Annotated in this window: 25 protein-coding genes and 1 other RNA gene; 15 read left to right on the plus strand and 11 right to left on the minus strand. The window is 63.8% G+C overall.

Going from position 1 to position 25,972, the window contains the following annotated elements:
• The first annotated feature begins 14 nt into the window (after positions 1–14).
• Entirely contained in the window at positions 15–1,136 is a 1,122-nt protein-coding gene (locus FJ423_RS04735; RefSeq protein ID WP_140839649.1) for a beta-ketoacyl-ACP synthase III, read from the plus strand.
• Here the strand turns inward: FJ423_RS04735 and FJ423_RS04740 are convergent.
• Entirely contained in the window at positions 1,133–1,699 is a 567-nt protein-coding gene (locus FJ423_RS04740) for an isoprenylcysteine carboxylmethyltransferase family protein (protein WP_140839651.1), read from the minus strand. The genes FJ423_RS04735 and FJ423_RS04740 overlap by 4 nt on opposite strands.
• Before the next feature lie 184 nt (positions 1,700–1,883).
• On the opposite strand from FJ423_RS04740, the gene FJ423_RS04745 reads away from it, so the two are divergent.
• Entirely contained in the window at positions 1,884–2,513 is a 630-nt protein-coding gene (locus FJ423_RS04745) for an MOSC domain-containing protein (protein ID WP_140839653.1), read from the plus strand.
• Positions 2,514–2,553: 40 nt separating this feature from the next.
• On the opposite strand, the gene FJ423_RS04750 is transcribed toward FJ423_RS04745, so the two are convergent.
• The 3 genes from FJ423_RS04750 to tsaA form a co-directional block, all read right to left on the minus strand.
• Positions 2,554–3,396 (minus strand): SDR family oxidoreductase, encoded by an 843-nt coding sequence (locus FJ423_RS04750; protein WP_140839655.1) that lies wholly within the window; start codon positions 3,394–3,396, stop codon positions 2,554–2,556.
• 309 nt (positions 3,397–3,705) lie between these two features.
• Complete coding sequence (locus tag FJ423_RS04755) at positions 3,706–4,020, minus strand: DUF2293 domain-containing protein (RefSeq protein ID WP_140839657.1); 315 nt, start codon at positions 4,018–4,020, stop codon at positions 3,706–3,708.
• Positions 4,017–4,523 (minus strand): tRNA (N6-threonylcarbamoyladenosine(37)-N6)-methyltransferase TrmO, encoded by a 507-nt coding sequence (gene tsaA / locus FJ423_RS04760; RefSeq protein ID WP_140839659.1) that lies wholly within the window; start codon positions 4,521–4,523, stop codon positions 4,017–4,019. The genes FJ423_RS04755 and tsaA overlap by 4 nt, the downstream gene beginning before the upstream one ends.
• A gap of 139 nt (positions 4,524–4,662) precedes the next feature.
• Between tsaA and FJ423_RS04765 the strand changes: the two genes are divergently transcribed.
• Both FJ423_RS04765 and metF read left to right on the plus strand, forming a co-directional pair.
• Positions 4,663–5,685, plus strand: a complete 1,023-nt coding sequence (locus FJ423_RS04765; protein ID WP_140839661.1) for a metalloregulator ArsR/SmtB family transcription factor — start codon at positions 4,663–4,665, stop codon at positions 5,683–5,685.
• The gene (gene metF, locus FJ423_RS04770) at positions 5,685–6,602 is read left to right on the plus strand and encodes a methylenetetrahydrofolate reductase [NAD(P)H] (protein ID WP_140839663.1); all 918 of its coding nucleotides are present in this window, start codon (positions 5,685–5,687) and stop codon (positions 6,600–6,602) included. The genes FJ423_RS04765 and metF overlap by 1 nt, the downstream gene beginning before the upstream one ends.
• Positions 6,603–6,973: 371 nt before the next feature.
• Here metF and FJ423_RS04775 read toward each other — a convergent pair whose 3' ends face one another.
• Entirely contained in the window at positions 6,974–7,894 is a 921-nt protein-coding gene (locus FJ423_RS04775) for a DMT family transporter (RefSeq protein WP_140839665.1), read from the minus strand.
• Positions 7,895–8,110: 216 nt separating this feature from the next.
• On the opposite strand from FJ423_RS04775, the gene FJ423_RS04780 reads away from it, so the two are divergent.
• The gene (locus FJ423_RS04780) at positions 8,111–9,331 is read left to right on the plus strand and encodes an alanine racemase (RefSeq protein WP_140839667.1); all 1,221 of its coding nucleotides are present in this window, start codon (positions 8,111–8,113) and stop codon (positions 9,329–9,331) included.
• Between the two features lie 101 nt (positions 9,332–9,432).
• Here the strand turns inward: FJ423_RS04780 and FJ423_RS04785 are convergent, their stop codons facing one another.
• A complete protein-coding gene (locus FJ423_RS04785) occupies positions 9,433–10,611 on the minus strand; it encodes a lytic murein transglycosylase (RefSeq protein WP_140839669.1) in 1,179 nt (392 codons plus the stop codon).
• Between the two features lie 183 nt (positions 10,612–10,794).
• Complete coding sequence (locus FJ423_RS04790; protein ID WP_140839671.1) at positions 10,795–11,586, minus strand: GH25 family lysozyme; 792 nt, start codon at positions 11,584–11,586, stop codon at positions 10,795–10,797.
• A 233-nt stretch (positions 11,587–11,819) separates the two neighbouring features.
• On the opposite strand from FJ423_RS04790, the gene FJ423_RS04795 reads away from it, so the two are divergent.
• Positions 11,820–13,202 (plus strand): serine hydrolase, encoded by a 1,383-nt coding sequence (locus FJ423_RS04795; protein ID WP_140839673.1) that lies wholly within the window; start codon positions 11,820–11,822, stop codon positions 13,200–13,202.
• 10 nt (positions 13,203–13,212) lie between these two features.
• Here FJ423_RS04795 and FJ423_RS04800 read toward each other — a convergent pair whose 3' ends face one another.
• Genes FJ423_RS04800 through FJ423_RS04810 form a run of 3 tightly spaced genes read right to left on the minus strand, consistent with a single transcriptional unit; the run spans position 13,213 to position 18,839 of the window.
• A complete protein-coding gene (locus tag FJ423_RS04800) occupies positions 13,213–13,878 on the minus strand; it encodes a class I SAM-dependent methyltransferase (RefSeq protein WP_140839675.1) in 666 nt (221 codons plus the stop codon).
• On the minus strand, positions 13,875–15,173 hold the full coding sequence (locus FJ423_RS04805; protein ID WP_140839677.1) for a DUF3419 family protein: 1,299 nt from the start codon (positions 15,171–15,173) through the stop codon (positions 13,875–13,877). Before FJ423_RS04805 ends, FJ423_RS04800 begins: the two co-directional genes overlap by 4 nt.
• A gap of 33 nt (positions 15,174–15,206) precedes the next feature.
• Positions 15,207–18,839 (minus strand): hydantoinase B/oxoprolinase family protein, encoded by a 3,633-nt coding sequence (locus FJ423_RS04810; RefSeq protein ID WP_140839679.1) that lies wholly within the window; start codon positions 18,837–18,839, stop codon positions 15,207–15,209.
• A 175-nt stretch (positions 18,840–19,014) separates the two neighbouring features.
• On the opposite strand from FJ423_RS04810, the gene FJ423_RS04815 reads away from it, so the two are divergent.
• The 7 genes from FJ423_RS04815 to FJ423_RS04845 all read left to right on the plus strand — a co-directional run bounded on the left by FJ423_RS04815 (position 19,015) and on the right by FJ423_RS04845 (position 22,991).
• Positions 19,015–19,227, plus strand: a complete 213-nt coding sequence (locus tag FJ423_RS04815) for a hypothetical protein (RefSeq protein WP_095768981.1) — start codon at positions 19,015–19,017, stop codon at positions 19,225–19,227.
• 134 nt (positions 19,228–19,361) lie between these two features.
• Positions 19,362–20,081, plus strand: a complete 720-nt coding sequence (locus tag FJ423_RS04820) for a DnaJ family molecular chaperone (RefSeq protein ID WP_140839681.1) — start codon at positions 19,362–19,364, stop codon at positions 20,079–20,081.
• The gene (locus FJ423_RS04825) at positions 20,078–20,845 is read left to right on the plus strand and encodes an N-acetylmuramoyl-L-alanine amidase (RefSeq protein ID WP_140839683.1); all 768 of its coding nucleotides are present in this window, start codon (positions 20,078–20,080) and stop codon (positions 20,843–20,845) included. The genes FJ423_RS04820 and FJ423_RS04825 overlap by 4 nt, the downstream gene beginning before the upstream one ends.
• Positions 20,846–21,029: 184 nt before the next feature.
• Positions 21,030–21,731 (plus strand): transglycosylase SLT domain-containing protein, encoded by a 702-nt coding sequence (locus tag FJ423_RS04830; protein WP_140839685.1) that lies wholly within the window; start codon positions 21,030–21,032, stop codon positions 21,729–21,731.
• A 136-nt stretch (positions 21,732–21,867) separates the two neighbouring features.
• Positions 21,868–22,264: RNase P RNA component class A (gene rnpB, locus FJ423_RS04835), an RNA gene on the plus strand.
• 155 nt (positions 22,265–22,419) lie between these two features.
• Positions 22,420–22,704 carry a type II toxin-antitoxin system ParD family antitoxin gene (locus FJ423_RS04840; protein WP_140839687.1) on the plus strand — a complete coding sequence of 95 codons (285 nt, stop codon included), beginning with the start codon at positions 22,420–22,422 and terminating at the stop codon, positions 22,702–22,704.
• The gene (locus FJ423_RS04845) at positions 22,701–22,991 is read left to right on the plus strand and encodes a type II toxin-antitoxin system RelE/ParE family toxin (RefSeq protein ID WP_140839689.1); all 291 of its coding nucleotides are present in this window, start codon (positions 22,701–22,703) and stop codon (positions 22,989–22,991) included. The genes FJ423_RS04840 and FJ423_RS04845 overlap by 4 nt, the downstream gene beginning before the upstream one ends.
• 5 nt (positions 22,992–22,996) lie before the next feature.
• Here the strand turns inward: FJ423_RS04845 and FJ423_RS04850 are convergent, their stop codons facing one another.
• Positions 22,997–24,112, minus strand: a complete 1,116-nt coding sequence (locus FJ423_RS04850) for a cystathionine gamma-lyase (protein WP_140839691.1) — start codon at positions 24,110–24,112, stop codon at positions 22,997–22,999.
• Between the two features lie 388 nt (positions 24,113–24,500).
• Between FJ423_RS04850 and mraZ the strand changes: the two genes are divergently transcribed.
• Positions 24,501–24,959 (plus strand): division/cell wall cluster transcriptional repressor MraZ, encoded by a 459-nt coding sequence (gene mraZ, locus FJ423_RS04855; RefSeq protein WP_140839693.1) that lies wholly within the window; start codon positions 24,501–24,503, stop codon positions 24,957–24,959.
• Entirely contained in the window at positions 24,956–25,972 is a 1,017-nt protein-coding gene (rsmH, locus tag FJ423_RS04860) for a 16S rRNA (cytosine(1402)-N(4))-methyltransferase RsmH (protein WP_140839695.1), read from the plus strand. Before mraZ ends, rsmH begins: the two co-directional genes overlap by 4 nt.

Below are 25,972 nucleotides of genomic sequence, written 5' to 3' on the forward strand. Positions count from 1 at the left end.
CGGACGGATTGGACATGCATCGCGTCATCATCAGCGGCATCGGTGCCGAAATCCCTGAACCCGTCATCACCAATGAAGAGCTGGTCGCAAGCTTCAACAACTGGGTCGATACCGAGAATGCGCGCCGCGCCGACACCGGCGAGCCGCTTTTGCAGAAATCGGACAGCGACTTCATCGTCCATGCCTCCGGCGTGAGAAGCCGCCATGTGATCGAGCGCGAGGGTATTCTCGACCCGACCCGCATGTCGCCGCGCATTCCGGCGCGGCCCGACGACGCGCTGTCGCTGGAGGCGGAGTTCGGCCTCGCCTCGGCCAGGAAGGCGCTTGCCCATGCCGGGGTCGACGGGTCGGACATCGACCTGGTGATCTGCTCGGCCTCGCACCATCAGCGGCCCTATCCGGCCATCGCCATCGAGATGCAGGAGGCGCTGGGAACCAGGGGCGCCGGCTTCGACATGGGGCTTGGCTGCTCTTCCGCCGCGGCGGCGCTGCATGTCGCGGTCAATCTGGTGAGAGCAGGGGCGCACAAGCGCATCCTGGTGTCGACGCCGGAGATCATCACCGGGCATCTCAACTTCCGCGACCGGCAGACGCATTTCATCTTCGGCGACGCCTCGGTCGCCATGGTCGTCGAGGGGCTGGCGCAAGGCGAGAAGCGGCCAGGACGTTTCGAGGTGCTCGACACGCGCACCTGGACGCAGATGTCGAACAACATCCGCACCAATCTCGGCTATTACACGCGCACCGCCCAGAACGATCCCTACATGATCAACCTGGAAGGCAACCTCATCAAGCAGGTCGGCAACAAGGTGTTCAAGGAAGTCACCGTCGCCGGCCAGAAATTCATCGTCGAGTTCCTGGCCGAGCACGGGCTGACGCCGGCAGGCATCCGCCGCTTCTGGCTGCATCAGGCCAATGCGCGCATGAATGCGATGATCCTGAAACTGTCCTTTGGCCACGACGTCGACCATGACCGCGCGCCGATGGTGCTGGAGCGGCTCGGCAACACCGCCGGGGCCGGCGCGATCGTGGCGCTGTCGGAGAACCATGCCGACATGAAGGCCGGCGATTTCGGCCTGATCTGCGCCTTCGGCGCCGGCTATTCGATCGGCGGCGCGCTGCTCAGGATGCTTTAAGCCGGTGCGAAGGGCACCAGCATCGGCACGCGCCTGGCGTAATCGTCATAGGCCGGGCCGAGCTCACCGCGCAGGAAGCTCTCTTCCAGCCGCGCCTTGACGACGACGCCGACGAGCAGCAGCGCGGCGCCGGCGATGCCCCAGACCGTGCCCTTAACGGCCATGGTCGCCAGGACGGACAGCAGCAGTCCGGTGTAGATCGGGTGGCGGACCAGGCCATAGGGGCCGGTATCGATGACGCGATGATCAGCCTTGGCGGTGACGTTTGCCGACCACAGCCGGCCGAGATGCAGGCGCGCCCACCAGGCGAAAGCGATGCCGATGGCGATCAGGGCGACGCAGATCCAGGCTTCGGCAAGCGTCGGCGTCCACAGCCGCAGCCTGCCGGCATAGCCGTGCGCCGGCACGAACAGCAGGATGGTGCCGGCGAGCCAAAGGACCCGATAACGCGCCTCCGACTTGAGATCGGCGCGCTTTTGCGCTGGGTCTGCCCAGCCAGCGGCAAGGATCCAGGATACCACCCAGAACAGCCAAAGCGCCGCTACAGCGTGTCCGACCTGCATGATCGAGCCTCCTCCCTCCCGATATAGCGCGCATCGTTTATGACGGCCGCACGGCGGCAATGCGACCCGTGTGCAGCGGGGCGGCGTTTTCTGGTAATAACGTCGTGATCGCCATCAAACGATGTGATCGGATCATCAGCGCTTTCGACTGGACCGCCTTCTCAGCGGCCTTTAGACCAGCGGCATGCAGGAAACGAACCTAGAGCTTTTTCCAGCGGCCGAACCGACAATCGACATCGTGCCCGGCCGCAAGCTGACGGCAAAGGCGGCGGCGCTCTATGCGGCTCCGCACGACCATTTCGAGACGAGGGCGGTCGAGGAACTGCGGCTCGGCTTCGACGGCATCGAGGGCGATTTCCATGCCGGCGCAACGCGGCGGTCGGGCGGGCGCGAGCCTTGGTATCCGCGCGGCACCGAGATGCGCAACGAGCGGCAATTGTCGCTTGTGGCCGCGGACGAGCTCGCCATCATCGCGCAACGCATGGGGCTCGAGGAGATCAAGCCGGAGTGGATCGGCGCCAATCTTGTGGTCGAGGGCGTGCCGCATCTTTCGATGCTGCCAGCCGGCTCGCTGATGTTCTTCAAGGGCGGCGTGACGCTCAAGGTCGACGGCCAGAACAAGCCGTGCCGGTTCGCCGGGCAGTCGATCGCCGAGCATGTCGGCGCAGCGGATCAGGAGGCCACCGCGCTGCTCTTCCCAAAGGAGGCGAAACGGCTGCGCGGCCTTGTCGCCTGGGTCGAGAAGCCGGGCGTCATAAGAGCTGGCGAAGAGATTTCCATCCGGGTGCCCGAGCAGTGGATCTATCGGGCCTGAACAAAGAGGCCGCGCCGCTTTCGCGGCGCGGCGTTCGCGGTTAGGCCGCCTTGCGGTTCTTGTTGGCGCCCTGCGCCATTACCGAGACGTGATCCCATTTCTCCCAAGTGGCAATGCGGTTGGCATATTCCTGCCGGATCATCGGCAGTCCGCCGTCGCCGAAGAACACCCTGAGCGGCGGCTCGGCGGCATCGACGATCGCCAGCATCGCCGGGCCGGTCGCTTGCGGATCGCCAGCGACGGAACGGCTGCGGCGCTCGGCCATCGCTGCGCGGACCGGCTCATAGGCGTCCAACGGCTTGGAGACCCTGGCCGACGGCCCGGCCCAGTCCGTGGAGAAGCCGCCCGGCTCGACAAGGGTGACGTGGATGCCGAAGCCGGCGACCTCGAGGCTGAGCGACTGGCTGAAGGCTTCCAGCGCCCATTTTGAGGCGTGATAAAGGCCGAGCGAGGCAAAGGCGTTGACGCCGCCGATCGAGGAGATCTGGATGATGTGGCCTGAGCGTTGCGCCCGCATGACGGGAAGCACGGCCTGGGTCACCCAAAGCGCGCCGAAGACGTTGGTCTCGATCTGGTCGCGCGCCTCCTGCTCCGTGACCTCCTCGATGGCGCCGAAATGGCCATAACCGGCATTGTTGACGACCACGTCGAGCCGGCCGAAACGCCTGTGCGCCTCGGCAACAGCGGCGTCGACGGCGTGCTTGTCGTTGACATCGAGCTGCATGGCAGCGACCTTGTCGCCATATTTCTCGACGAGATCGGCGAGCGTGCCGGCATCGCGCGCAGTTGCGGCGACGCGATCGCCGCGGGCGAGCGCGGCCTCGGCCCAAACGCGGCCAAAGCCCTTCGACGATCCGGTGATGAACCAAACTTTATCAGTCATGATCTGCGATCCTTGCCCTTGGAACGGTTCTGCGGTTTACGGCATCGCCGAGTCGCTCCAAGTCATTGTTTTTGCGTAATTCCGAACGCAAAACCATTGCGAGCGTTCCTGGAATTGCTTTGAGGACGATGTATTCCGGATATAAGCGGAGGGTACTCCGCTTGCTGCATGTACGGCGCTTTCGAGGTTTTTCCAGAGGCGCTGGCGGATTTATTTGGCGCGGGTCAAGGATAGCGTGCTGCGCTCGGCCGGCGGGATCGTCACGCCTCTTCCAACAAGCGCCATCAGACGTCGGTGATAGTGTCGACCTTACGAGTCCTCCTCGTCTTCCTCAAGCAACCGTGTCGCCCGCCAACGGGTGAGCACCTCATTGGTCCGCCCGATGACGAAGAAGCGCGCCGAATCCCGGTCGTAGCCTTCGGCCAGCAGCTTTTCGTAATCGGTGTGGACGTGGCGGACATGGGCGATGGTGGCCAGCCACACCGCGATCGTCGGCGGCAAGCTCTTCATGTGCACGGAACCGGCGTCGGCGCGGATCTTTTCCATGTCGGCGTAAGGCGCGAGCGGCAAAAGGGCGGTTAGCGCCTTGGCGATGGCGCGGCGGCGGCCGGTGGGGGCGCTCATTTCTCGTCGCGCCCGGCAATCGTTGCTTCGGGGAAGGCATCCGTGGAAGCGTAATAGGGCTTGATGTCGATGACCGGCGTGCCGTCGAGCACATCGATGGCGTCGATTTCGATCCGGCCGGCCTCGATGTCGAGCGCGGCGAGCTTCGCCACATGCAGGCCGACAGGGTTGGGCCGGGCAGGGGAGCGCAGCGAGAAAACGCCTTTCGCTTCAGCCGCGTGGCGCGGTTTCTGCACAATCAGATTCCGCGGCGCGTGATGGAGCCAGGACAGGACGACGACGTGGCTGGCGCGTTCCAGGTTTTGCAACCCCGGGCGATAGGGCTGGTCAATCAGGATTGTCGCGGGTCGCTCGGTTTCCCGGGCCGCGCGCATGTTCTTGGGGCAATCCTCGCGACTGGTCCATGGTGAGACGATGCGGCCGATGAAGACCACATGGCCGTCCGGCGGCAACTGCGCCGGGTCGGCCGCAAGAAGCATTTCACCTTGGCGTGTCTCAAACATCCTGTTCATCCCGCCCAGAAACCGCCTGCCGGCGCGGATCGCGGCTGCGCCATTTTCTTGTCCGGAAGCGACATAGCGCTTGCCAGGGTATCAAAATCGACATAAACATATCTTTATATCTTTCAACGAGAACCCGCTCATGCATGTCTCGCTCGACACAATGGTAGATACATTGAAGGCGGCGGCCGAATCCAGCCGGCTGCGCATCCTGGTGCTGCTTTCGCGCGGGGATCTCACCGTCTCCGACCTCACCGAGATCCTCGGCCAGTCGCAGCCGCGCGTCTCGCGGCATCTGAAGCTGCTGCTCGATGCCGGGCTGATCGGCCGCTATCAGGAAGGGTCCTGGGCTTTTTTCAGGCTGACCGACATCGATAATTCGCGCGACTTCGTCCAGCGTCTGGTCTCGGCCATAAGCGAGGCCGATCCGCAGGTGGTGCGCGATCTCGAGCGGCTGGCGGCGGTGAAGCGCAAGCGGCAGGACCGGGCGGCCGAATATTTTTCCGAGAATGCCGCGAGCTGGGATCACATCCGCTCGCTGCATGTGCCGGACCGGGCGGTGGAAGCGGCCCTCATCAAGCTCGTCGGCAAGCGGCCGTTCCAGTCCATGCTCGATCTTGGCACCGGCACGGGCAGGTTGCTCGAAATCTTTGCGCCGCTCTACCGGCGCGGCGTCGGCATCGACATGTCGCGCGAGATGCTGAGCGTGGCGCGCGCCAACCTCGACAAGGCCGGCATCGCCAATGCGCAGGTACGCCAAGGTGACATCTTCTCGCCGCCGGTCGAGCGCAACGCTTTCGATCTCGTCACAATCCACCAGGTGCTGCACTATCTCGACGATCCCGCGCGCGCCATCGCCGAGGCGGCGAGGCTGCTCAGGCCATCAGGCCGGCTGATCGTCGTCGACTTCGCGCCCCACGCGCTCGAATTCCTACGCGACCAGCACGCCCATATGCGGCTGGGCTTTTCCGATCGGCAGATGTCCGATTGGTTCGCCGAGGCCGGCCTCGACCTCGAGGACAGCCAGGAATTCGAGCCGCGCGGCGGCAACGAGGCAAGGCTCACCGTGAAGCTCTGGCTCGGCCGCGATCGGCGACTGCTGATCGCCGATCCATCCAACGACTCGCTACCTGCCAAGGCATATCCAATTGGGGAAACAGCCTGATGAACCAGTTCCGCTTTTCCCGCCGCCCCGACATCGGCGACAAGGTCCGGGTCTCCTTCGAATTCTTCCCGCCGAAGACCGACGAGATGGAAGCAAGGCTCTGGGATACGGTCACCCGGCTGGAGCCGCTCAAGCCGAAATTCGTCTCGGTGACCTACGGCGCCGGCGGCTCGACCCGCGAGCGCACGGCGCGCACGGTCAAGCGCATCTTGAACGAGACGACGCTGACGCCGGCGGCGCACATGACTTGCGTCGATGCCGCGCGCGATCAGGTCGACACGGTCATCCGCGAATTTGCGGACATGGGCGTCAAACGTTTCGTCGCGTTGCGCGGCGATCCGGCGGCCGGTGTCGGCGCAAGTTACCACCCGCATCCCGATGGCTATGCCAATGGCGCCGAACTGGTCGGGGCGCTGAAGAACGCCGGCGATTTCGACATCTCGGTCTCGGCCTATCCGGAAAAGCATCCGGAAAGCCCGGATTTTGCCACCGACATCGATATGCTGAAGCGCAAGGCCGACAATGGCGCGACGCGGGCGATCACCCAGTTCTTCTTCGACAACGACCTTTACGAGCGCTATGTCGAGCGGGCGCGCCGCGCCGGCATCTACATCCCGATCGTGCCGGGCATCCTGCCGGTGCATAATTTCACCCAGGTCGCCAATTTCTCGTCGCGCTGCGGGGCGCTGGTGCCGGCCTGGCTGGCCGAGCGCTTCGAGGGGCTGGAGAACGACCCGCAGACGCATGCCCTCGTGGCCTCCGCCGTGGCCGCCGAACAGGTGCTCGACCTTGTCGAGCGCGGCGTCGGCGACTTCCATTTCTACACGATGAACCGCGCCGACCTCGTCTTTGCCGTCTGCCACATGATCGGCATCCGCTCGCATGAGACGGAGGCGGCGGGTTCGGCCGCCGCATAGGGCAGGCTGCAACGGAAAAGGCCGGGTAGAACCCGGCCTTTTCGAACTGTTTGGACTATATCTCGGTACTGGTCTTCCCGGTTTTGGCGGGTCAGGGAAGAACACCTATGATAAGGGCACCGATGAATGCGAATGCGGCACAAATCATCAACGCGTTGATCGGCCTCGTCAGTCCCATGCCATAGCCTCCTCTTCAGAGCTATGGCCGGAATCTAGAGTCATTTGGGTTACAGGCAAGCGGAAAACGTGCTGCAATGCGACATGATTGTGGGATTTGCGACTTCCGATTTATCGTTAGCCGTTGAAACTCTTCGGCAAAAGCCGCCTCAAGCGTTGTGAATAAATTGTGGCGGAGCCGTGGCATGACACCGCTACCATCGGCCAAACAGGCGACCGTCTATGGTGACCAGGCCGAGTCCGATCAGCGTCATGCCGCCGATCTCGAACAGGGCCAGCCGTTCGCCGAGGAATAGGAAGCCGAGCAGCACCGCACTGACCGGCACGACCAGGGTGACCAGCGAGGCATTGGTGGCGCCGGCCGAGGCGACGAGGTTGAAATAGAGGATGTAAGCAAAGGCGGTTGAAAGCAGCGCCAGGCCCAAAACCGCGGCCCAGACGGGCGGCGAGACCGAGAAAAGCCCCGCGGGGCCATACGCAATCAGCACGAGCGGGATTATGATGATGGTCGATGCGGTCAGCTGTCCGGTGGCGATGACGGGCGATGGCACGCCCTTGAAGCGGCGGGCGATCATCAGGGCGACGGCGTAGGAGATCGAAGCCCCGATCAGTGCGAACTTGGCCCACGCCGGTCCGCCAAGCCCGGCAAGCAGGCCGGGTCCGATCATCACCGCGGTGCCGGCGACACCGAGCGCGATGCCGGCGAACTTGTTCCAGGACAGCTTCTCGTCGGTCGTGAGCGCATTGGCCAGGATCAGCGTCCAGAACGGCGTCGTGGCGTTGAGCACCGAAGCGACGCCGGCGCCGAGCTGCGTCTGGCCGGCGAAGATCAGCGAGAAGGGCACGACATTGTTGGTGAGCGCCAGCAGGAAGAACAGGCCGGCATGCGGGAAGGCGAGCCGGAACGAAGGGCCGCGGGCTGCCAGATAGAGGTGAAGTGCCGCCGCGGCGATGGCGACGCGAAACAGCACCAGCGCCAGCGGATGGATCTCGGAAACGGCGATGCGGGCAAAGAAGAACGAACCGCCCCAGATCGCGCCGAGCAGGAGAAGCTGCGCCCAATCCTTGAGCGCCATCGCTCCGCGCGTCGGCGCGGCGCCGGCCGTAATCGACATGTCCTGTTCCTCCCCGGGGCCGATCGCAACCTCGGCCCGTAAAGCATCTCAAGAACCGATATCGGGTTCGGCGGCAAGGGCCACCCGAAACCTGACCGGTGGTTTAGCGTCGCCAAAATGTGCAGCAGACCGCTCCGGGTAGCCAAGACACAGAACTGTTTTCTTTGGCGGCTAGCTAGGATTAATTGTGCGCGCTCCAGACCCGAGGATTCGTCCATGCAGCGATTCGAAAATGCCCGTGAGGCGGCACTGGCGCTTCGTCCCGACGATCCGGTCTACTGTTTCCGCCCGCAGGTGCTGAAGGAGGATGCCCTGCAGTTCATGGGCATGTTTCCCGGCAAGACCGCTTACGCGGTCAAGACCAATGGCGAGCAGATCGTTCTCAAGACGCTGGTGGAAGCCGGCGTCAGCGCCTTCGACGTCGCCTCGCCCGGCGAGTTCGCCGCCGTGCGCGCCGTCTCGCCCGACGCCGAGATGCTCTACATGCACCCGGTCAAAGCGCAGTCGGACATCAAGCTGGCGCTTGAAAAATACGGGATCCGGGTGATCTCGCTCGACCATGAGGACGAGATCACCAAGCTGACGCGCGTCGTGCGTGCGCTCGATATCGACCCGGGCGCTCTCACCGTCTTCGTGCGCATCCAGACCAAGGGCCACGCGGCTTACGAGCTGTCGAAGAAGTTCGGCGCCGGGCCGGCCAATGCGGTCGAGCTTGCCGAGCGGCTGAATCGCACGGGCTACAAGGTCGGCCTCTGCTTCCATGTCGGCAGCCAGATCGAGGATCCCGATACCTATGAACGTGCGCTCGCCTCGGCGGACTGGGTGCGCAACCGCCTGACTTTCGACATTGCCGGGCTGGACGTCGGCGGCGGCTTTCCCGCCGAATACGGCCACGACCCCAATCGCAGGCACATCGAGATGCCGTCGCTCGGCCAATTGATGTCGCGGCTTGCCGGCGACCTGAAAGAATATCAGTTCGACCAGATGCCCTTGGTGGCCGAGCCCGGACGCGTGATCGTAGCGCGATGTCTCTCGCTGATCGTGCGTGTGCTGTTGCGCAAGGGTAAGCGGCTCTACATCAATGACGGCATCTGGGCGTCGCTGTCGGATTCATGGACCGGCAAGATCACGCTGCCGGCGCGCTTCATTCCCGATCCCGCGATCCGTACCCGCAACGGCAACGAAAACACCATCGTGCCGTTCAAGGTCTGCGGCGCGACCTGCGATTCCGTCGATATCCTGTCCAGGCCGTTCTGGCTGCCGGAAACGGTCGACACCGGCGACTGGATCGAGATCGGCCATATCGGCGCCTACTCGCTGTCGCTCAGGACACGCTTCAACGGCTTCTTCCCCGACACATTCGTCGAGGTGACGACGCCGTTCGACGAGGGCGACGCGCCACAGGGCTTTGCCAGCCTGGAGACGATGGCGGATTAGGAGTAGGGAGTAGCGAATAGCGAATAGCGAATAGCGAATAGTGTGTAAGCGAAAGAAGCGCCGGCCAACCCTATTCGCTACTCTCTATTCGCTATTCGCTCTCACAATTTCGCCAAAAGCTCGGGCGTCGGCCAACCGTCTACTGGCAGGCCAAGCCGCATCTGCTCCTTGCGGACCGCTTCGCGCGTGTTGGTGCCCAGAATGCCGTCGACGGTGCCGACGTCGTAGCCTTTGGCCTCGAGCTTGGTCTGCAGCGCCTTCATCTGGTCACCGCTCAGGCCTTGCTCGGGCGTGCGCGGATCGAATTGCGGCGCGCCTGCAAGGCGGGTCGCAAGCACTGCCGCCGTCAGCGCGTAGGTGAAGGACTGGTTCCATTCCAGATAGACGTCGAAATTGTCGTAGGTCAGGAAAGCGGGACCCTTGCGGCCCATCGGCAGCGCCAGGCCAGCCTTGAGACCATTGTCGATGAGCGGGTTGCCGTTGGGTTCGGTGACGCCCCATTGCGCCCATTGCGACAGCGGCAGCTTGTTGGTGCGGCCGGTCTGGTCCCATGGCATCTCGTCGGGGACGCGCACTTCCTGGACCCAGGGCTGGTCGCGCTTCCAGCCGCGCGACATGATCTTGTCGGCCGTGGTCATGATGACGTCCGGCACGCTGTTCCTCAGATCGACCTTGCCGTCGCCGTCGCCGTCGACGCCGCGCGCCAGATAGTCGGTCGGCAGGATCTGCGTCTGGCCGATCTCGCCGGCCCAGGCGCCCTTGACGTCGGCCGGCAGCACGCCGCGGTCGATCAAGGTAAGCAGCGGCACCAATTGCTGCCGAAACAACTGGGGACGGCGGCAATCATGCGAAAGCGTCACCAGCGCATCGAGGGTATGGAAGTCGCCCTGGACGGCGCCGAAGTCGGTCTCCAACCCCCAAAAGGCTGCGATGATCGCCGGCTGGACGCCGAACTCCTTGTCGGCGCGGTCGAAGATTTCGGCATATTTCTTCAGATTGGTCGCACCCTGCTTCAGGCGGTAGGCCGAAATCATGCGTTTGGCGAATTCGGTGAAAGTTTGGGTGAAGACACCCTGGGCGCGGTCGCGCGCCAGCGCCCGCTGGTCGATGGTGGCGTCTTCCAGCGCGTCGAGCCCGACGGCGCCGACGCCGGCTGCCTTGGCTTCTGCCGCGACGCCCTGTTTCCAAGCCTCGAAATCGCCGCCGCATTCCTGCGCCGCCGACGGCAGCGCAAGCGCGCCGAGGAAGAGCGCCGCCAGGATTTCAACGCGCAATCGCATCGCTTTCCTTTCGAGACCGGCGCATGACCCGATCGCGACCCCGGACGGGATCGGACGGGCGCATGCGAGGATTTCAAAGTTCCGGAGCCTCGCCAGGCACTCGCACGAGTACGCCGCCCCAGATTACCAGCGGTTGCATGTTTCGCCGCCCGCCGTGTCGAAAAGCAGGCGCGGCGGCCGATGTCAACGGGTGTTCTGCCGCAGCCACTTCTTCCAGGCAGCTTCCGAGCCGTTGAAGACGTTGATGTCGGACTTGCCGGTCATGCCGGGCACGATGCCGGTGCCGGTGTACTGCCAGAAGGTGAAGGGGTGGCTGCCGTATTTCTCGCGCGGGTGGCCGGCGACCGAGCGCAGCCAATAGGGATACCCGCGGAAGGTCGCCAACTGGTTGTCGTCGAAGAAGTCGACGGAGGTGTAGATGATCGGCTTCTTGCCATAATAGCGCTCGACCATTTGCAGGAAGACGGTCATTTCGCTGCGCACGGTGGCCGGATCGGGGCGCAGCCTGCAGGTCGGCGATTTCGGGTTCCATTCCATGTCGAGCACCGGCGGCATTGCCGATGGGTCTCTCGGGACATTGGCGATGAACCAGCGCGCCTGAGTTTCGGCCGGCGTGCAGAAATAGAAGAAATGATAGGCCGCGCGCGGGACGCCGGCGGCCCTTGTACGCGCCCAGTGCTCGTTGAAATAGTCGTCGAAACGATCGCCGCCCTCCGTCGCCTTGATGAAGGCAAAGGAGATGCCGCTGGCCTTGGCGGTCGGCCAGTCGATCGAGCTCTGGTATTTGGAGACGTCCGTGCCGTGGATGGCGTAGGTCCATGGCGCGCCGCTGTCCCACTCATGCGGCTTGGAGTCCTCGAATTTGGGCGCGCGCACGGCAACTGCCTGCGACGACGGCGACAATGGTGAGAGGTCCTCCACAGTCGAGCAGGCGCCCAGCAGCGTAAGCATCAGGATGGCCGCAAGACGGCGCATGATATTCCCCGAGCCGGGATCAGCCGGCCGCTGATGGGTCCTTCATCGATGGTGGTCGCTTACGCGGGCCCCCTCCGGACGATCGCCCCACAAGACCGTCCTAGTCGCTCATTGATCGCCGAACATGGTTGATAATCCATTGACGGCGCTCGACGATGCCGGCGATTTTGCGGAAGCAATGGCGGCAAATCGATGACATAAATCGAGCCGGCGAATCCAAAAGGCGGGGAAAGATGCGGGCCGTCGTGAAGTTCATCAAATGGCTGCTTGGGCTTGTGATCCTGGCGGTGGCGGCGCTCTTCGCCTGGCTCTATTTCGCGCCGCCAGAACTCATCCGCGTCGGCTCCGGCTACTCGGCCAAGATCGTCTGCTCGAACGTCTTCATCGCCGGCCGCGACGCCAAAGAGGTCCTAGCCGTCGACGTGCAGGCGCCGGGCCATCCGTTGCTGAAGCTGATGAAGGTCTCCGTCGACAAGGAAAGGGGACTGGTTTCGGCCGGCCTGCTTTGGGTTTTTGGCAAGAGTGTCGCGGTCGAGCGCGACGGCGTCGGTTGTGCGTCGGTTGCCGACGGCGACACCGGCAAGGCAAGGCAGACGTCGCTGCGCGCCGCGCCGCCGGCCGCGGCGCAACCCGACGCGCTCTGGCCCGATGGCGAGCGGGTCGATGCTTCGCAGCACCCCGAGGTCGCGAAGATCGTCGACGATGCCGCGATGGCCGGCACCGGCATGCGCGCCATCGTGGTGGTGAAGAACGGCCGGATCATCGCGGAGCGTTATGGCGAGGGCTTTTCGGCCAAGACGCCGCTGCTTGGCTGGTCGATGACCAAGACGGTGAATGCCGCGATCGTCGGCACGCTGGTCAAGGACGGCAAGCTGGCGCTCGATAACAAGGGGCTCTTCGCACCGTGGAAGACCGACGGCCGCGCCGCCATCAGCCTTGCCGACATGATGGCGATGTCGAGCGGGCTGGCGTTCAACGAGGATTACGGCGACGTCGCCGACGTGACGCGCATGCTTTATCTCGAACCGGACATGGCTCGCTTCGCCGAGGCCCAACCTCTGGCCGGCGAGGTGGGAAAAGTGTTTTCCTACTCGAGCGGCACGGCGGTGATGCTGTCGCGGCTGTGGCAGGACGCGATCGGCGACAAGGCGAAGGCGCTGGCATGGCCGCGCACGGCGCTGTTCGAGCCGCTCGGCATGCATAGCGCGGTGCTCGAGACCGACGAGCAAGGTACCTTCGTCGGCTCGTCCTATCTCTATGCCACGGCCCATGATTGGGCGCGCTTCGGCCAGTTCCTGCTGCAGGGCGGCGTCTGGAACGGAAACCAGATCCTGCCCGCCGGTTTCGTCGACTGGATGCGCGAGGCCGCACCGGCCTCAAAGGTGTATGGCAAAGGCCAAGTCTGGATCGAGGGGCCGGGCGATGAGGAAAATCCCGGCGCGGGCGTCGCTGCAGGCCTGCCCAAGGACACCTATTGGATGGAGGGCCATGACGGCCAGACGGTGGCGATCATTCCGTCCGAGCAGTTGGTGGTGGTGAGGCTAGGTCTGACGCCAGGCAAGTTTGGCTATCGGCCACAAGCGATGGTCAGCGCGCTGGTGAAGGCCCTGCACTGATCGCGTTCTTTTATTTGCGGGATCCGATCACGGCCAGCCAGGCGTAGCCGCGATAAAGCGTTCTGAAGCGGAAGGTTGCGCCAGTGCGCTGCGATTCCGATTCAAGTACGTCGCGCAGCGAGGCGCGCGGCGCGACATGGAATTTCCGCAGCCAGCCGCGCAGCAGGGGGCGGAACCAGTGCGGCAGGCCTTCCTGTTGGCCGAAATCGACGACATGCAGCGAACCGCCGGGCGCGAGCGCCGCAAGGGCTGCCGAAACCGTCTTTTCCCAGCCGGGGATCATCGACAGCGAATAGGACACGAAGACGCGGTCGAACTGCGCGATGCCGAAGAGCGCCATGGCATCGAAGTCGGTTGCGTCGCCGCGCGACAGCCTGACTTTGTCGGACAGGCCTTCGCGAGCAATAGCCGCGCTAGCCGTCTCCAGCATCTCGGCCGAGATGTCCAAACCGAAGAAGCGCGCATCCGGATAGCGGCGGGCGGCAAGCGCAATGTTGCGGCCGGTGCCGCAGCCAAGCTCCAGCACGGTGCCGCCTTGCGGCACGTCCAGCCCGTCGATCAGCCGGTCGCGGCCGAGCAGGTAGTATTTGCGGGTCAGATCATAGATATGGCGCTGCCAGCGGTAGACGCTGTCCATCAGTTCGGCATGGCTGGCCGGCAGCTCCGTCGTGTTCATGCGGGACGCTTCACATAGAGATGGAAGCCGCCATAGATCGCCGAGCGGTCCCTTGCCGAGAATTCGCGCGAGGCGTCGGCCTCGTAGGTCCACTGGTCGAGCAACGAACTGGAGACACGGCCGGGCAGGAGGCTCGGTTCGGCCGCGGTGCGGAAGATGACGCGGGCGCCGGCCGAGGCCGTGCGAGTGATCTCGATCCACAGCGCGTTGAGCAGGTCGTCGGTCATCCAGTCCTGCGCATCGAGCAGCACGAAGCGGTCGACGGTGCCGGCATCCTTGGCGGCCAGGAACTTGATCAAATTGGCGTGGTGGATGGCGACGCGATCGATGTTGTCGCGGATCGTCTTATAATTGCGCTCTTCCAGATAAGCAGGCAGCGCGGCCTCGCCGGGCTGCGGATAGCGGCGGGCAAAGGCCTGCCAGGCGAAATAGTTGTTCTTGAGCGGGAAATCGCAGGCGAGCTTTTCAAGGCGCGCCTTGAGCACGCTCGCCATCGAGCCGTCGCCGGATGTGATGAGCGAGTCATACTGTGCCGGCGGGATGCCGAGGCCGAACAGCGAAGCCTTGCGCGAGGTCGCCCAGCGCAGCAGCTTCTTGTCGAAGACCGGTGCCAGTTCCTCATTGAAGAAGCGGCGCTGCTCGCCGATGTTCCCGGCCTTCATGATGCCGGCGGGATCGACGCCGAACAGTTTTGCGACGCGATGGCCCATGGCGATGAAGAGGCCAAGCAGGCCAGTCTGGTAGAAGTTACGGTCGAAAACCGAGATGCGGCGCCGGCCGCGCCAGTTGCGGCGTTCCCAGTAATGGCGGCTGACCGGATCGAGATGCGGCGCGATGAAGCGATCATAGGCATCGGAATTATGGCTGGTGCCGGCGGCGCCGAAGAAACGGAACAGGTCGCCCTGCGACGGCAGGTGGCGCACCGCTTCCAGCTTCATGCGGTTCAGCGCGACATGCGCGGCATTGAGATCGACGGCGTCGATCCGGGCCGGCGTGCGGGTCAGGTAAGCCAGGATGTTGCAGCCGCCCGAGGCGATCGTGACGACCCGGTGGCCGGCGCCAAGTTGCATGGCCTCCATGTCGACATCGGGATCTTCCCAGATCTGCGGATAGACGAGGCCGGAGAACAGGAAGGCGAAGAGCCGCTCGGAAATGCCGTCCTTCGACAATGCCCGGTTCTGGTAGACGGCCTTTCCGACTTCCTTGCCTCGACGATAAACGAGTTCTCCGGATACGTCCGACATGGAAAGGTGATTCCCCGTTTGCTTTGGCGCAAGCGGGTAGCGCAGCGGCATGACAGGCAGGTGACAGCCTGTTGACGCTGTTTCTTACGCTTTTCCGAACGCTCCGGGTGTCGGCGTGGTGACGATGACGGCCTCGCCGGCATCGAGCGTGGTCTGGTCGCAGGCCTTCAGGACGTCGACCGAGCCGTCATTGCGCCTGACCTTGGTCGAGCCCGCCTCGCCGTCACCGCCGCCGTCGAGGCCCTGGGGCGGGCGGTTGCGGTGCGAGGACAGGATCGCGCATTCCATCTTTTCGAGGAAGCGGATGGTGCGCCTGGTGCCGTCGCCGGCGTTCCACTTGCCCTTGCCGCCGGAATCCTTGCGGATATGGAAGTCTTCCAGCACGACGGGGAAGCGCAGTTCCAGCACCTCCGGATCTGTGAGGCGCGAATTGGTCATATGGGTATGGACGCCGGACGTGCCGGCAAAGCCCCGGCCCGAATTCATCCGGCCGGCCGGCGAGCCGGAGCAGATCGTCTCGTAATACTGATGTTTCCTATTGCCGAAGGTGAGGTTGTTCATCGTGCCTTGGGCGTTGGCCATCGCGCCCATCGCGCCGAACAGCGCGTTGGTGACATGCTGCGAGGTTTCGACATTGCCGGCGACGACGGCCGCCGGATAGGACGGCTTGAGCATGCAACCATCCGGAATAACGATGTTGATCGGCCTGAGGCAGCCGGCATTCATCGGGATCATGTCCTCGACCATGACGCGGAACGCATAGAGCACCGCGGCGCGGGCGACGGGCTCCGGCGCGTTGAAGTTGTTCTTCATGACAGGCGACGTGCCGGTGAAATCGACGGTCGCCTCGCGCCTTTGCCGGTCGACGGTGATCTTCACCTTGATCACCTGGCCGGTGTCGGTGGGATATTCGTACGCCGCGCTGTCGGGAAGCCGCTCGATCACGCGGCGCACGCTCTCGGCGGCATTGTCCTGTACGTGGCCCATATAGGCCTCGACCACATCGAGCCCGAAATGCGCGACCATCTTGCGCAGCTCCGCCACGCCCTTTTCGTTAGCGGCGATCTGCGCCTTCAAGTCGGCGATGTTCTGGACGGGATTGCGCGCCGGATAAGCATGGTCGGTCAGCAGCGTCTCCAGCTCCTTCTCGCGGAAGCGGCCGCGATCGACGATGCGGAAATTGTCGAACAGCACGCCTTCTTCGTCGACCGTTGTCGCAAGCGGCGTCATCGAGCCCGGCGCGGTGCCACCGACATCGGCGTGATGGCCGCGCGAGGCCGCCCAGAACAGGATTTCCTTGCGGGCGTCGTCAAACACCGGCGTCACCACGGTGATGTCGGGCAAATGCGTGCCGCCATTATAGGGCGCGTTGAGCGCGAAGACGTCGCCGGGATGGATATCGCCGGAGTTCAAGCGGATGATTGTCTCCACCGAACGGTCCATTGAACCCAGATGCACCGGCATATGCGGCGCGTTGGCGACCAGCGCGCCATGACGGTCGAACACGGCGCAGGAGAAGTCGAGCCGTTCCTTGATGTTGACCGAATAGGCGGTGTTCTGCAGCGTCACGCCCATCTGTTCGGCGATCGACATGAAGAGGTTGTTGAAGACCTCCAGCATCACTGGATCGGCTTCGGTGCCGAGCGCCGCGGCACGCGCCTTTCTTTCTGTCCGGCGTATCACGACGTGATTGAGACTGGTGATTTCGGCGCGCCAGCCCGGCTCGACAACGATGGTCTGGTTCGGCTCGATGATAAGCGCGGGCCCGGCGACAGTGTGGGACGGCCGCAGGCCTTCGCGGCGATGGACGCCCGCCTCGTGCCAGCGGCCTTCGGTGTAGATGCGCCGGCTTTCCAAAGGTTTGGCGTCAATTCCTGCCGGTCCGGCGAGCGCCGGGGCTTCAGCCTTGTCCTGTCGGGCGACTTCCATGCCTTCGACGGCGACGGTCTCGACGACGATCGGCTTATCGTCATAGACGAAACCGAACTGCGCCTTGTGCGCGGCCTCGAAATCGCTTCTGGCGCGGAAGATCGAGCCATGCTCGAAATTCACCGGCAGCGCCGTATCGGTGCCGTCATAGCGGATATGCAGGACAGGCCTCGTTGAAACCGCGTCCCCGGCAATGCCTTGCTCGCCGAGCTCGGCAATGACGTCGCCGCGCAGCGCCGCGATGAGCGCCTCGATCGCCGCGCGGGATTCTTCGGCAAGCGGCTGCAGCAGACCCTGTTGGCGCGAGGCGAAGACCGACGAGAGGCCGATGCCGTAAGCCGAGAGAAGGCCGGAGAAGGGATGGATGAGCACCGCCTCCATGCCGAGCGCATCGGCGACCAGGCAGGCGTGCTGGCCGCCGGCGCCGCCAAAACAGTTCAAAAGATATTCGGTGACGTCATAGCCGCGCTGCACCGAGATCTTCTTGATGGCGTTGGCCATGTTCTCGACGGCGATGGTGACAAAGCCTTCGGCGACCGCCTCGGGCGTCCGGCCGTCGCCGATTTCGGCGGCAAGCGCCGCGAATTTTTCGCCAACCGTGCCGATGTCGAGCGCTTGGTCTTGGCCCGCGCCGAAAATCGCCGGAAAGAAATCGGGCTGCAATTTGCCGAGCATGACATTGGCATCGGTGACGGCGAGCGGGCCGCCGCGCCGGTAGGCGGCAGGCCCGGGATTGGCGCCGGCAGAATCCGGGCCGACGCGGAAGCGGCCCGCCTCATAGTGCAGGATCGAGCCGCCGCCGGCGGCGACGGTGTGGATGCGCATCATCGGCGCGCGGATGCGAACGCCGGCGACCTCGGTGTCGAAAGCGCGCTCATATTCGCCGTCATAGTGGGCGACGTCGGTCGAGGTGCCGCCCATATCGAAGCCGATGACCTTTTCGAAGCCGGCGAGCTTCGCCGTCTCGACCATGCCGACGACGCCACCCGCCGGTCCCGAAAGCAGCGCGTCCTTGCCCTGGAACATATCGGCGGCGGTGAGGCCGCCCGACGACATCATGAACATCAGGCGCGGTCCGGCGCCCAGTTCGCCGGCCACCCGCTGCACATAGCGCGACAGGATCGGCGACAGATAGGCGTCGACCACCGTGGTGTCGCCGCGGCCGACCAGCTTGATGAGCGGAGAGACCTCGTGAGAGACCGAGATCTGGCTGAAGCCGATCTTGCGGCAGACTTTCGCCACGGCCTTTTCGTGGTCCGGGTATTTCCAGGCGTGCATGAAGACGATGGCAACCGCGTCGATGCCGTCGGCCTTCGCCTGCTCGATCGCTGGGCGGCAGGCCGCGATGTCGAGCAGGCGCTCGACGCAGCCGTCGGCGCGCACGCGTTCATTGATCTCGATCACCCGCTCGTAGAGCTGCTCCGGCAGGACGATCTCCTTGGCAAAGATATCCGGCCTTGCCTGATAGGCGATGCGCAAAGCGTCGCGGAACCCCTTGGTGATGAGCAGCAGCACACGGTCGCCCTTGCGCTCGAGCAGCGCATTGGTGGCAACAGTCGTGCCCATCTTGACGTCACCGATCGCGTCGGCGGAGATGGCGGCGCCGGCTTTCAAACCCAACAGGTCGCGGATGCCCTGGATGGCGGCATCCGCATACGCCTCGGGATTTTCGGACAGGAGTTTTCGGGGGTGCAGCCGGCCCCGCGGATCACGGCCGATGACGTCGGTAAAGGTGCCGCCGCGGTCGATCCAGAAGTCCCATTTCCCAGTTCCCACGGCTGCCGGCATTCTGCTTATCCATAATCTCTTTGGGCGTATGTTGTGTTAGTTCGGGATTTCGGCGCCAGCAATCGCAAGTTGATGTTACACGTGGAAATGCAACGTTACGAAACCAGCAGATGGCTGATGCATTTCCCCTGCGACCGCTCACCGAAACGTGAGCGTCTGTTGAAGGAGAGATAGCATGAAGAAGCTCATTCTGGCGTCTGTTTCGGCGCTCGCCCTGCTGGGGGTCGCGGCTTGTAGCGACAGTGGTACCGGCACTGACAATACCACCACCCAGAGCACCAATCCGCCGGCCAACGAACAGCCGATGAAACCGGCGTCGCCCGACGCTTCGAAGCCTGCTGAACCGGCTCCGGCAACAAAACCGGCTCCTACCGCGCCTGCGCAGTAAGGGCCGTCCCACAATACCGAAGAAGGCCGGCACTGCCGGCCTTCTTTATTGCGCTGTCGATCCCGCGCGTCGCCAGTCAACTGCGGCATCGTCCCGGCTTGATAGAACCGCCCGGTTCGCACTATGAAGCCGACATGTCGATTTGGGACCGCCTTGGTGACTTCATCGCTCGTGTTTCGTCATCGGCGTCCTCGGGCGTCGCGGATGTCGTTGAAGCTGTGCGCACCGTGTTTTCCGGCGATCCGGACTTGCGCCGGCGCGTTGCGTTCTCGGTGGCGATGATCGCGCTCTCGGCCAAGATGGCCAAGGCCGACGGCATCGTCACCCAGGACGAGGTGCGCGCCTTCCAGGACATCTTCGAGGTGCCGCCGAGCGAGACGCGCAACGTGGCGCGGCTTTACGACATCGCCAAGCAGGACGTCGCCGGGTTCGAGACCTACGCCCGGCGCATGGCGCAACTCTGCGGTTCCGGCCATGCCAACTGCATGATGCTGGAAGACATACTCGACGGCCTATTCCATATCGCCAAGGCTGACGGCCTGATCCATGAGCGGGAAGGGCAGTTCCTGCATCGGATCGCGGAGATCTTCCGGATCGATGAGGCGCATTACGAGACGATCCTGTCCAGGCACGTCAATCTCGGCGCCGCCGATCCTTACGTCGTGCTGGGCATCGAGCGCGGCAAGCCGTTCGAGGAAATCAGGAAGCGCTACCGCAAGCTGATCTCGGACAATCATCCCGACAGGTTGATCGCACGCGGCTTGCCGCAAGAATTCATCAAGATCGCCACGACCAGGGTCGCGGCGATCAATGCCGCCTATGAAATGATCGAGCGGGGCCTCAGGCACGCATGAGCGGTTTCCTGCCCGACCAGCCAGGTGCCGAGGTCCGGGTGTCGCCGAATTTCGGTCCGCGCCGCGAGACGCTGCGGCCCGACATGATCGTGCTGCACTATACCGGCATGGCAACCGGCGCCGGCGCCGAGGCGTGGCTGTGCGATCCAGCAAGTGAAGTGTCCTCGCATTATCTTGTCCACGAAGATGGCCGCATCATCCAGATGGTGCGCGAGAGCGATCGCGCCTGGCATGCCGGCAAGAGCTCCTGGCTCGGGCGCACCGACATCAATTCCTGTTCGGTCGGTATCGAGATCGTCAATCCCGGGCATTCACTGGGCTACAAAGCCTTCCCGAGGCGGCAGATCGATGCCGTGATCGATTTGTGCGCGGGCATCGTGGGCCGTTATTCCATCCCAGCGACGAGGGTGCTTGCCCATTCGGACGTGGCGCCGGGCCGCAAGGTCGACCCGGGCGAAAAATTTCCGTGGAAGGTTCTGTTCGCGGCCGGTATCGGCCACCTCATACCGGCGGCGCCGATAAAACCGGGCGCCGCGTTGAAGGCCGGCGACACCGGCTCCGATGTCGAGGCGCTGCAGTCGATGCTGGCGCTCTATGGCTATGGTATTGAGATAACGGGTATTTACGATCGGCAGACGGAAGTCGCAGTGGCGGCGTTCCAGCGGCATTTCCGGCGGCGACTGGTGGATGGCGTGGCCGACAATTCGACGATCCGCACGCTGCAGAGGCTCCTGACTTCCGTCGCGGCAGCCTCTGCCAAATAGTCGCGATAAGATCATTAAATTACAACCTGTTATTTAAAGTGAATTGCGCCGCCTTCATTGTCGCCAATTCCGCCGCCAAATGCCTCTCCGCAAGTTGTTGGACGTCTAGCCCCCCTGACGCTCCGATGTTGAATTGACACAACTGCGCGAAGTTCTTCGCGCGGTTCTAACAGAACAGGATTACATGCAGAAATTGACCGTTGTAGCGGCAGCCGTTGCTGCCGGAGTAATAAGCTTTGCCTTCAGTCCGGCAAACAGCGCCCCCTTAAGCCTTAGGGCAGACAACGGCCTTGCCGTCGCCCCTACGACCAAGGCTGCACCGGCGAACAAAGCGCCAAAGATCAAGAGAGCCCCGGCTAAGCTGCAGAAGGCCGCCGCGACCAGGGCGGCGAAATCGACGGCCAAGCGCGCCAAGCGCGGCAGAAAGACGATCGATCTCACCACGACAGCCTCGATCCCCGCGGGCAAAATCGCTCTGGCGACACCCGCCGCACCCGGCGGCGGCCAGTATTCGTCGATCATTGCCCGCTATGCCGCGAGCTACGGCGTGCCGGTGTCCCTGGCCAGCGCCGTCATCAAGATCGAAAGCAACTACCGGCCGAATCTGGTCGGCAGCGCCGGGGAGATCGGCCTGATGCAGATCAAGCCGGCCACGGCGCGCATGATGGGTTACACCGGTTCGGCCAAGGGGCTGTTCGATCCCGACACCAATATCAAATACGGCATGAAGTACCTCGCGATGGCGCAGGGTCTCGGCGGTGGCACCACCTGCGGCACGATCCTGAAATACAATGCCGGCCACGGCGCGACGCGGATGAATCCGATTTCGGCCGCCTATTGCAGCAAGGTGAAGGTGCAGATGGCAGCGCTGGGTTCGCCGGCCTAAGCTCGTCCGCCGAAGTGGATTTGGGCGACGCGTGTCTGTTTCAAGCGCGTCGTTGTCCCAAACCGCTGCGCATCTGAGCGACGGCAACAGCTTTTTCGTTTGCGTTTTCAGGCGGGAATCCCTTTATACGCCCTTGTCAGCTGGCCGGGCGGCCGCGCCCGCGCGTGCCGAAAGGTTGCGGGTGAGGAAAGTCCGGGCTCCATGGAGACACGGTGCCGGCTAACGGCCGGCGGGGGCGACCCCAGGGAAAGTGCCACAGAAAGCAAACCGCCGCGGCTTCGGCCACGGCAAGGGTGAAAGGGTGGGGTAAGAGCCCACCGCGCGACTGGCAACAGAAGCGGCAAGGCAAACCCCACCGGGAGCAAAACCGAATAGGGGCGGTGCGAGGGGAAACCTTCGAGGGCTGTTTCCGGCCCACCGTCCGGGTAGGTTGCGTGAGGCGCGTGGCAACATGCGCCCAAGATGAATGGCCGCCACGTTCTCGCCGCGAGGCGAGGGCCATACAGAACCCGGCTTACAGGCCAGCTGGCATTTTCTCGTAGCGATAGCCGAACGGGATCAGGAGGTTACGCCGACAGGCGTATCTTCCGATTCAAGCATTCCGCAAGACAGCTTCCGCGGCGTGGTCGAACCTGTCCTTGAAGCTGGTGCGATTAAATCGTACCTTGGGGAAGAGCAGGAGCGCATCATGGGCCAGGTCGACAAACGCAGTATCACGCTTTCGCCGGAACTGGCGGCTGCGGTCGACAATGTCGTCGCTGCTGGCGAATACGCCTCGGCCAGTGAAGTCATCCGCGATGCACTCAGGCAATGGAAGGAGCGGCGCGACCTGCTGGGCTATACCGTCGAGGAATTGCGGGAACTGGTGCAGGAAGGCATCGACAGCGGACCTGCGCTGGACGGCCCCCCCTTAATGGAGCGATTGCGCGCCAAATATGCGAAGATGGCGGAAGCCAAAGGCGCTGACGAGTGAAGTACTGCCTGCTTCCACAGGCATTGGTGGACCTCGAAACTATCGGCGACTACATCGCTGCCCGCAACCCAAACGCCGCAGTCCGTTTTGTGGAAGCTCTTCAGAGGCGATGGGATTTGCTGACCCTTCATCCCCAATCAGGCGCGCCGCGCGATGATATCTTGCCGGGCATCCGCCACCTCGTTGTCGGGGAGTATCTTACGTTTTATCGGATTGGCAACGACGCGATCGAAATCCTTCGCGTCCTGCATGGCCGACGCAAAATCGAGGCTGACGACCTGATATAGCGGGACTAGGCGCCGAGCTTGTCCAGCGACGCCTCGATTGCCTTCCAGAGTTCCTCGACAGGTTCGCAACCGATCGCGAGACGAACGAAGCCCGGCGGAACGGCGTCGCCGCGTTTCGAACGCCGCTCGGCCGATGTGTGCACGCCGCCGAAGGAGGTTGCCGATTCGATCAGCGCGCAGCCGTCGATGAACGCCTCTGCCTGTTCTTCGGAGGCCAGCTCGAACGAAATCAGGAAGCCGAAGCGCTCCATCTGAGCACGCGCCAGATTGTGCGAGGCATCGCCCTCGAGCCCGGGAAAGCGCAGGCCGCTGACGGCGCGATGACCCTTCAGCCGCTGCGCGATGGTTTCAGCCGACGAACACATGCGATCGAAGCGTACTTCCAGCGTTTCGAGGCCGCGATGCACCAGCCATGCTTCGAACGGACCGGGGATGCCGCCGGCCGTCTCGCGCCAATCCTTCACCCTGGCGACAATGTCGGGATCGCGGCTGGCGACATGGCCAAAGAGAACGTCCGAATGGCCATTGATCGCCTTGGTGTCGGCCGAGACCACGATGTCGGCGCCAAGATCGAGCGGGCGCTGGCCGAAGGGCGTCATCGTCGTGTTGTCGACGATCAGGGTTCCGCCTTGCGCATCGACGGCCTTGGCGACGGCGGCGATGTCGCAAATGTCCAGTCGCGGGTTCGACGGACTTTCAACGAAAACCGCCCGGTAGCCGGCGAAGCCGCCATCGAGCATGCTTTCCGTCGGCCTCACGTCATAAGCGACGCCGAGCGGTTTCAGAAAACGCTCAGCCAAGGCCCGTGTCGTGTGATAGCCGTCCGACGGCAAGAGGATGCGGTCGCCCGATTTGACGAGCGCGAACAAAGCCGCGGAAATCGCGGCCATTCCCGACGGAAAAATAATGCATTGCGCCTCTTCCAGGTGGCCGAGCGCTTGCTCGACCGCATGCCAGGTCGGGTTGCTGAAGCGGCCATATTGATCGAAACCCGTCGCGTCGCCCGGTGCGTGGAAGATCGAGGCCATGGTCAGCGGCAAGGGAATGGGATCACCCTTGGCGAAATCGGCGCTGCGCAAATGGGCAAGTGTCGCGGCGCGTGACTTCGCAGTGTCGGACATCGGCTCGATCCCTTGGGCAGAAAACTTCAACCGACGCTATGCGCGCCGGCTGTACGCGGCAAGCTGGGTCTTTTTGGGCCAGAGGGTTCTAAACGCTTCGTTAGGCTTAATGGACGATAAAGACGAGACGTGTCTTCAGCTTGCGCTTTCTGGTTGTGGCGCGTTTGTTTGTGATGCCTGTTCCCGTTGACGCCCATAGTGCCCCATGATATCCCATTCAGATCAAGCTTTCGTTCCGCGTCAGGGTGAAGCGTACGCCAATCGGGCAGCCGCGGCGGCTGCGCGTTTGTCGGTTTTCGCCCCGGTGAATGAAGCGATTTGCCGCAAATGCGGCAGGGCGCGGAGAACAACATGAGGGGTGCAGCGGCAACAGCGGCTGTAGCGTTTATTGGACCGGTTTCTGTCAAACACGGTGAGCAAGATCGATGCGAAGGGGCGGGTGTCCGTTCCGGCGCATTTTCGCGCCGTGGTGCAAAAACGCGGCTATTCGGAACTCTACGCGCTACGCTGCCTGGATCTGCCGGCCATGGATGTTGGCGGGCTCGACCTGCTCGACCGCTACGAGCAGCGGATCGCGCTGGAGGATCCCTTTCTGCAGACGGCGGACGACATGTCGTTCTTTTGCCATGGCGACGGGACATTTCTGAAGCTCGACCAGGACGGCCGCATCACCATGACCGATTTCATCCGCGAGCATACGGGCATCTCGAACGAGGTGGCCTTTGTCGGCCGCGGCAATTTCTTTCAAGTCTGGGAGCCCGGACGGCTTGCCGCCTATGGGGCGCAGGCGCGGGCCAGGCTTTTGCAGCTTCGGCAGGGGACGAAGCCCGGGGAGCGATCGGAATGATGGCTGGCCACGGCGATGACCCTCGCGCCGTTGGCGGACCGGCCCGTCACATTCCGGTCCTCCTTGCCGAGGTGCTCGACGCGCTCGCGCCGAAGGTCGGCGAGACGATCGTCGACGGGACATTCGGCGCCGGCGGCTACACCAGCGCCATCCTCGAGCGCGGCGCCTCCGTCGTCGCCATCGACCGCGACCCGGACGCGATCGCGGCGGGCAGGGCGCTCGAACGACAGTCCGGCGGCAGGCTGAGGCTTGTCCAGGCGCCGTTCTCAACGCTGGACGAGCATGTCGAGGGCGCCGACGGCGTGGTGCTCGACATCGGCGTTTCCTCGATGCAACTCGACCAGGCGGAGCGGGGCTTTTCCTTTCGCGCCGACGGGCCACTCGACATGCGCATGGCGCAGGCGGGTCTGTCCGCCGCCGACGTCGTCAACACCTTCAAGGGGGGCGATCTTGCCCGCATCTTCGGCTTTCTCGGCGAGGAGCGCCATGCCGGCCGCATCGCGCGCATGATCGAGAGCCGTCGCGAGAAGAAGCCCTTCGAACGCACGCTCGATCTCGCCGACGCCATCGAAACCCATATCGGACGCGGGCCGAAGGACAAGATCCATCCGGCCACGCGTGTCTTCCAGGCGCTGCGCATATTCGTCAATGACGAGCTTGGCGAGCTCGCAAGGGCGCTGCTGGCTGCCGAGCGGGCGCTGAAGCCCGACGGACGGCTTGCCGTGGTGACGTTCCATTCGCTGGAAGACCGCATCGTCAAGCGCTTCATCGCCGACCGCTCCGAAGCGGCCAGCGGCTCGCGGCATTTGCCCGATGCACCCGTGCGCATTGCCACCTTCCGCAAGGCCGGCGGCGGCGTGACGGCGGGAGAGGCCGAGCTAGACGCCAACCCGCGGGCGCGCTCGGCCAGGCTACGCGCCGCGATCCGCACCGAGGCGCCGGCGCGCGCCGGCGATTTTTCGATTTTCGGCCTTCCAAAGCTTCCCGCCGTCGAGCGGCCGGGGGAGAGGTGA

The organism is Mesorhizobium sp. B2-8-9 (assembly GCF_006439475.1).
GTDB lineage: Bacteria > Pseudomonadota > Alphaproteobacteria > Rhizobiales > Rhizobiaceae > Mesorhizobium.

Excerpts from the sequence above, each read along its gene's own strand:
- FJ423_RS04735 (WP_140839649.1), top strand. The coding sequence starts at position 15 with ATGCATCGCGTCATCATCAGCGGCATCGGTGCCGAAATCCCTGAACCC.
- FJ423_RS04740 (WP_140839651.1), bottom strand. The coding sequence starts at position 1,699 with ATGCAGGTCGGACACGCTGTAGCGGCGCTTTGGCTGTTCTGGGTGGTA.
- FJ423_RS04745 (WP_140839653.1), top strand. The coding sequence starts at position 1,884 with ATGCAGGAAACGAACCTAGAGCTTTTTCCAGCGGCCGAACCGACAATC.
- FJ423_RS04750 (WP_140839655.1), bottom strand. The coding sequence starts at position 3,396 with ATGACTGATAAAGTTTGGTTCATCACCGGATCGTCGAAGGGCTTTGGC.
- FJ423_RS04755 (WP_140839657.1), bottom strand. The coding sequence starts at position 4,020 with ATGAGCGCCCCCACCGGCCGCCGCCGCGCCATCGCCAAGGCGCTAACC.
- tsaA (WP_140839659.1), bottom strand. The coding sequence starts at position 4,523 with ATGTTTGAGACACGCCAAGGTGAAATGCTTCTTGCGGCCGACCCGGCG.
- FJ423_RS04765 (WP_140839661.1), top strand. The coding sequence starts at position 4,663 with ATGCATGTCTCGCTCGACACAATGGTAGATACATTGAAGGCGGCGGCC.
- metF (WP_140839663.1), top strand. The coding sequence starts at position 5,685 with ATGAACCAGTTCCGCTTTTCCCGCCGCCCCGACATCGGCGACAAGGTC.
- FJ423_RS04775 (WP_140839665.1), bottom strand. The coding sequence starts at position 7,894 with ATGTCGATTACGGCCGGCGCCGCGCCGACGCGCGGAGCGATGGCGCTC.
- FJ423_RS04780 (WP_140839667.1), top strand. The coding sequence starts at position 8,111 with ATGCAGCGATTCGAAAATGCCCGTGAGGCGGCACTGGCGCTTCGTCCC.
- FJ423_RS04785 (WP_140839669.1), bottom strand. The coding sequence starts at position 10,611 with ATGCGATTGCGCGTTGAAATCCTGGCGGCGCTCTTCCTCGGCGCGCTT.
- FJ423_RS04790 (WP_140839671.1), bottom strand. The coding sequence starts at position 11,586 with ATGCGCCGTCTTGCGGCCATCCTGATGCTTACGCTGCTGGGCGCCTGC.
- FJ423_RS04795 (WP_140839673.1), top strand. The coding sequence starts at position 11,820 with ATGCGGGCCGTCGTGAAGTTCATCAAATGGCTGCTTGGGCTTGTGATC.
- FJ423_RS04800 (WP_140839675.1), bottom strand. The coding sequence starts at position 13,878 with ATGAACACGACGGAGCTGCCGGCCAGCCATGCCGAACTGATGGACAGC.
- FJ423_RS04805 (WP_140839677.1), bottom strand. The coding sequence starts at position 15,173 with ATGCCGCTGCGCTACCCGCTTGCGCCAAAGCAAACGGGGAATCACCTT.
- FJ423_RS04810 (WP_140839679.1), bottom strand. The coding sequence starts at position 18,839 with ATGCCGGCAGCCGTGGGAACTGGGAAATGGGACTTCTGGATCGACCGC.
- FJ423_RS04815 (WP_095768981.1), top strand. The coding sequence starts at position 19,015 with ATGAAGAAGCTCATTCTGGCGTCTGTTTCGGCGCTCGCCCTGCTGGGG.
- FJ423_RS04820 (WP_140839681.1), top strand. The coding sequence starts at position 19,362 with ATGTCGATTTGGGACCGCCTTGGTGACTTCATCGCTCGTGTTTCGTCA.
- FJ423_RS04825 (WP_140839683.1), top strand. The coding sequence starts at position 20,078 with ATGAGCGGTTTCCTGCCCGACCAGCCAGGTGCCGAGGTCCGGGTGTCG.
- FJ423_RS04830 (WP_140839685.1), top strand. The coding sequence starts at position 21,030 with ATGCAGAAATTGACCGTTGTAGCGGCAGCCGTTGCTGCCGGAGTAATA.
- FJ423_RS04840 (WP_140839687.1), top strand. The coding sequence starts at position 22,420 with ATGGGCCAGGTCGACAAACGCAGTATCACGCTTTCGCCGGAACTGGCG.
- FJ423_RS04850 (WP_140839691.1), bottom strand. The coding sequence starts at position 24,112 with ATGTCCGACACTGCGAAGTCACGCGCCGCGACACTTGCCCATTTGCGC.
- rsmH (WP_140839695.1), top strand. The coding sequence starts at position 24,956 with ATGATGGCTGGCCACGGCGATGACCCTCGCGCCGTTGGCGGACCGGCC.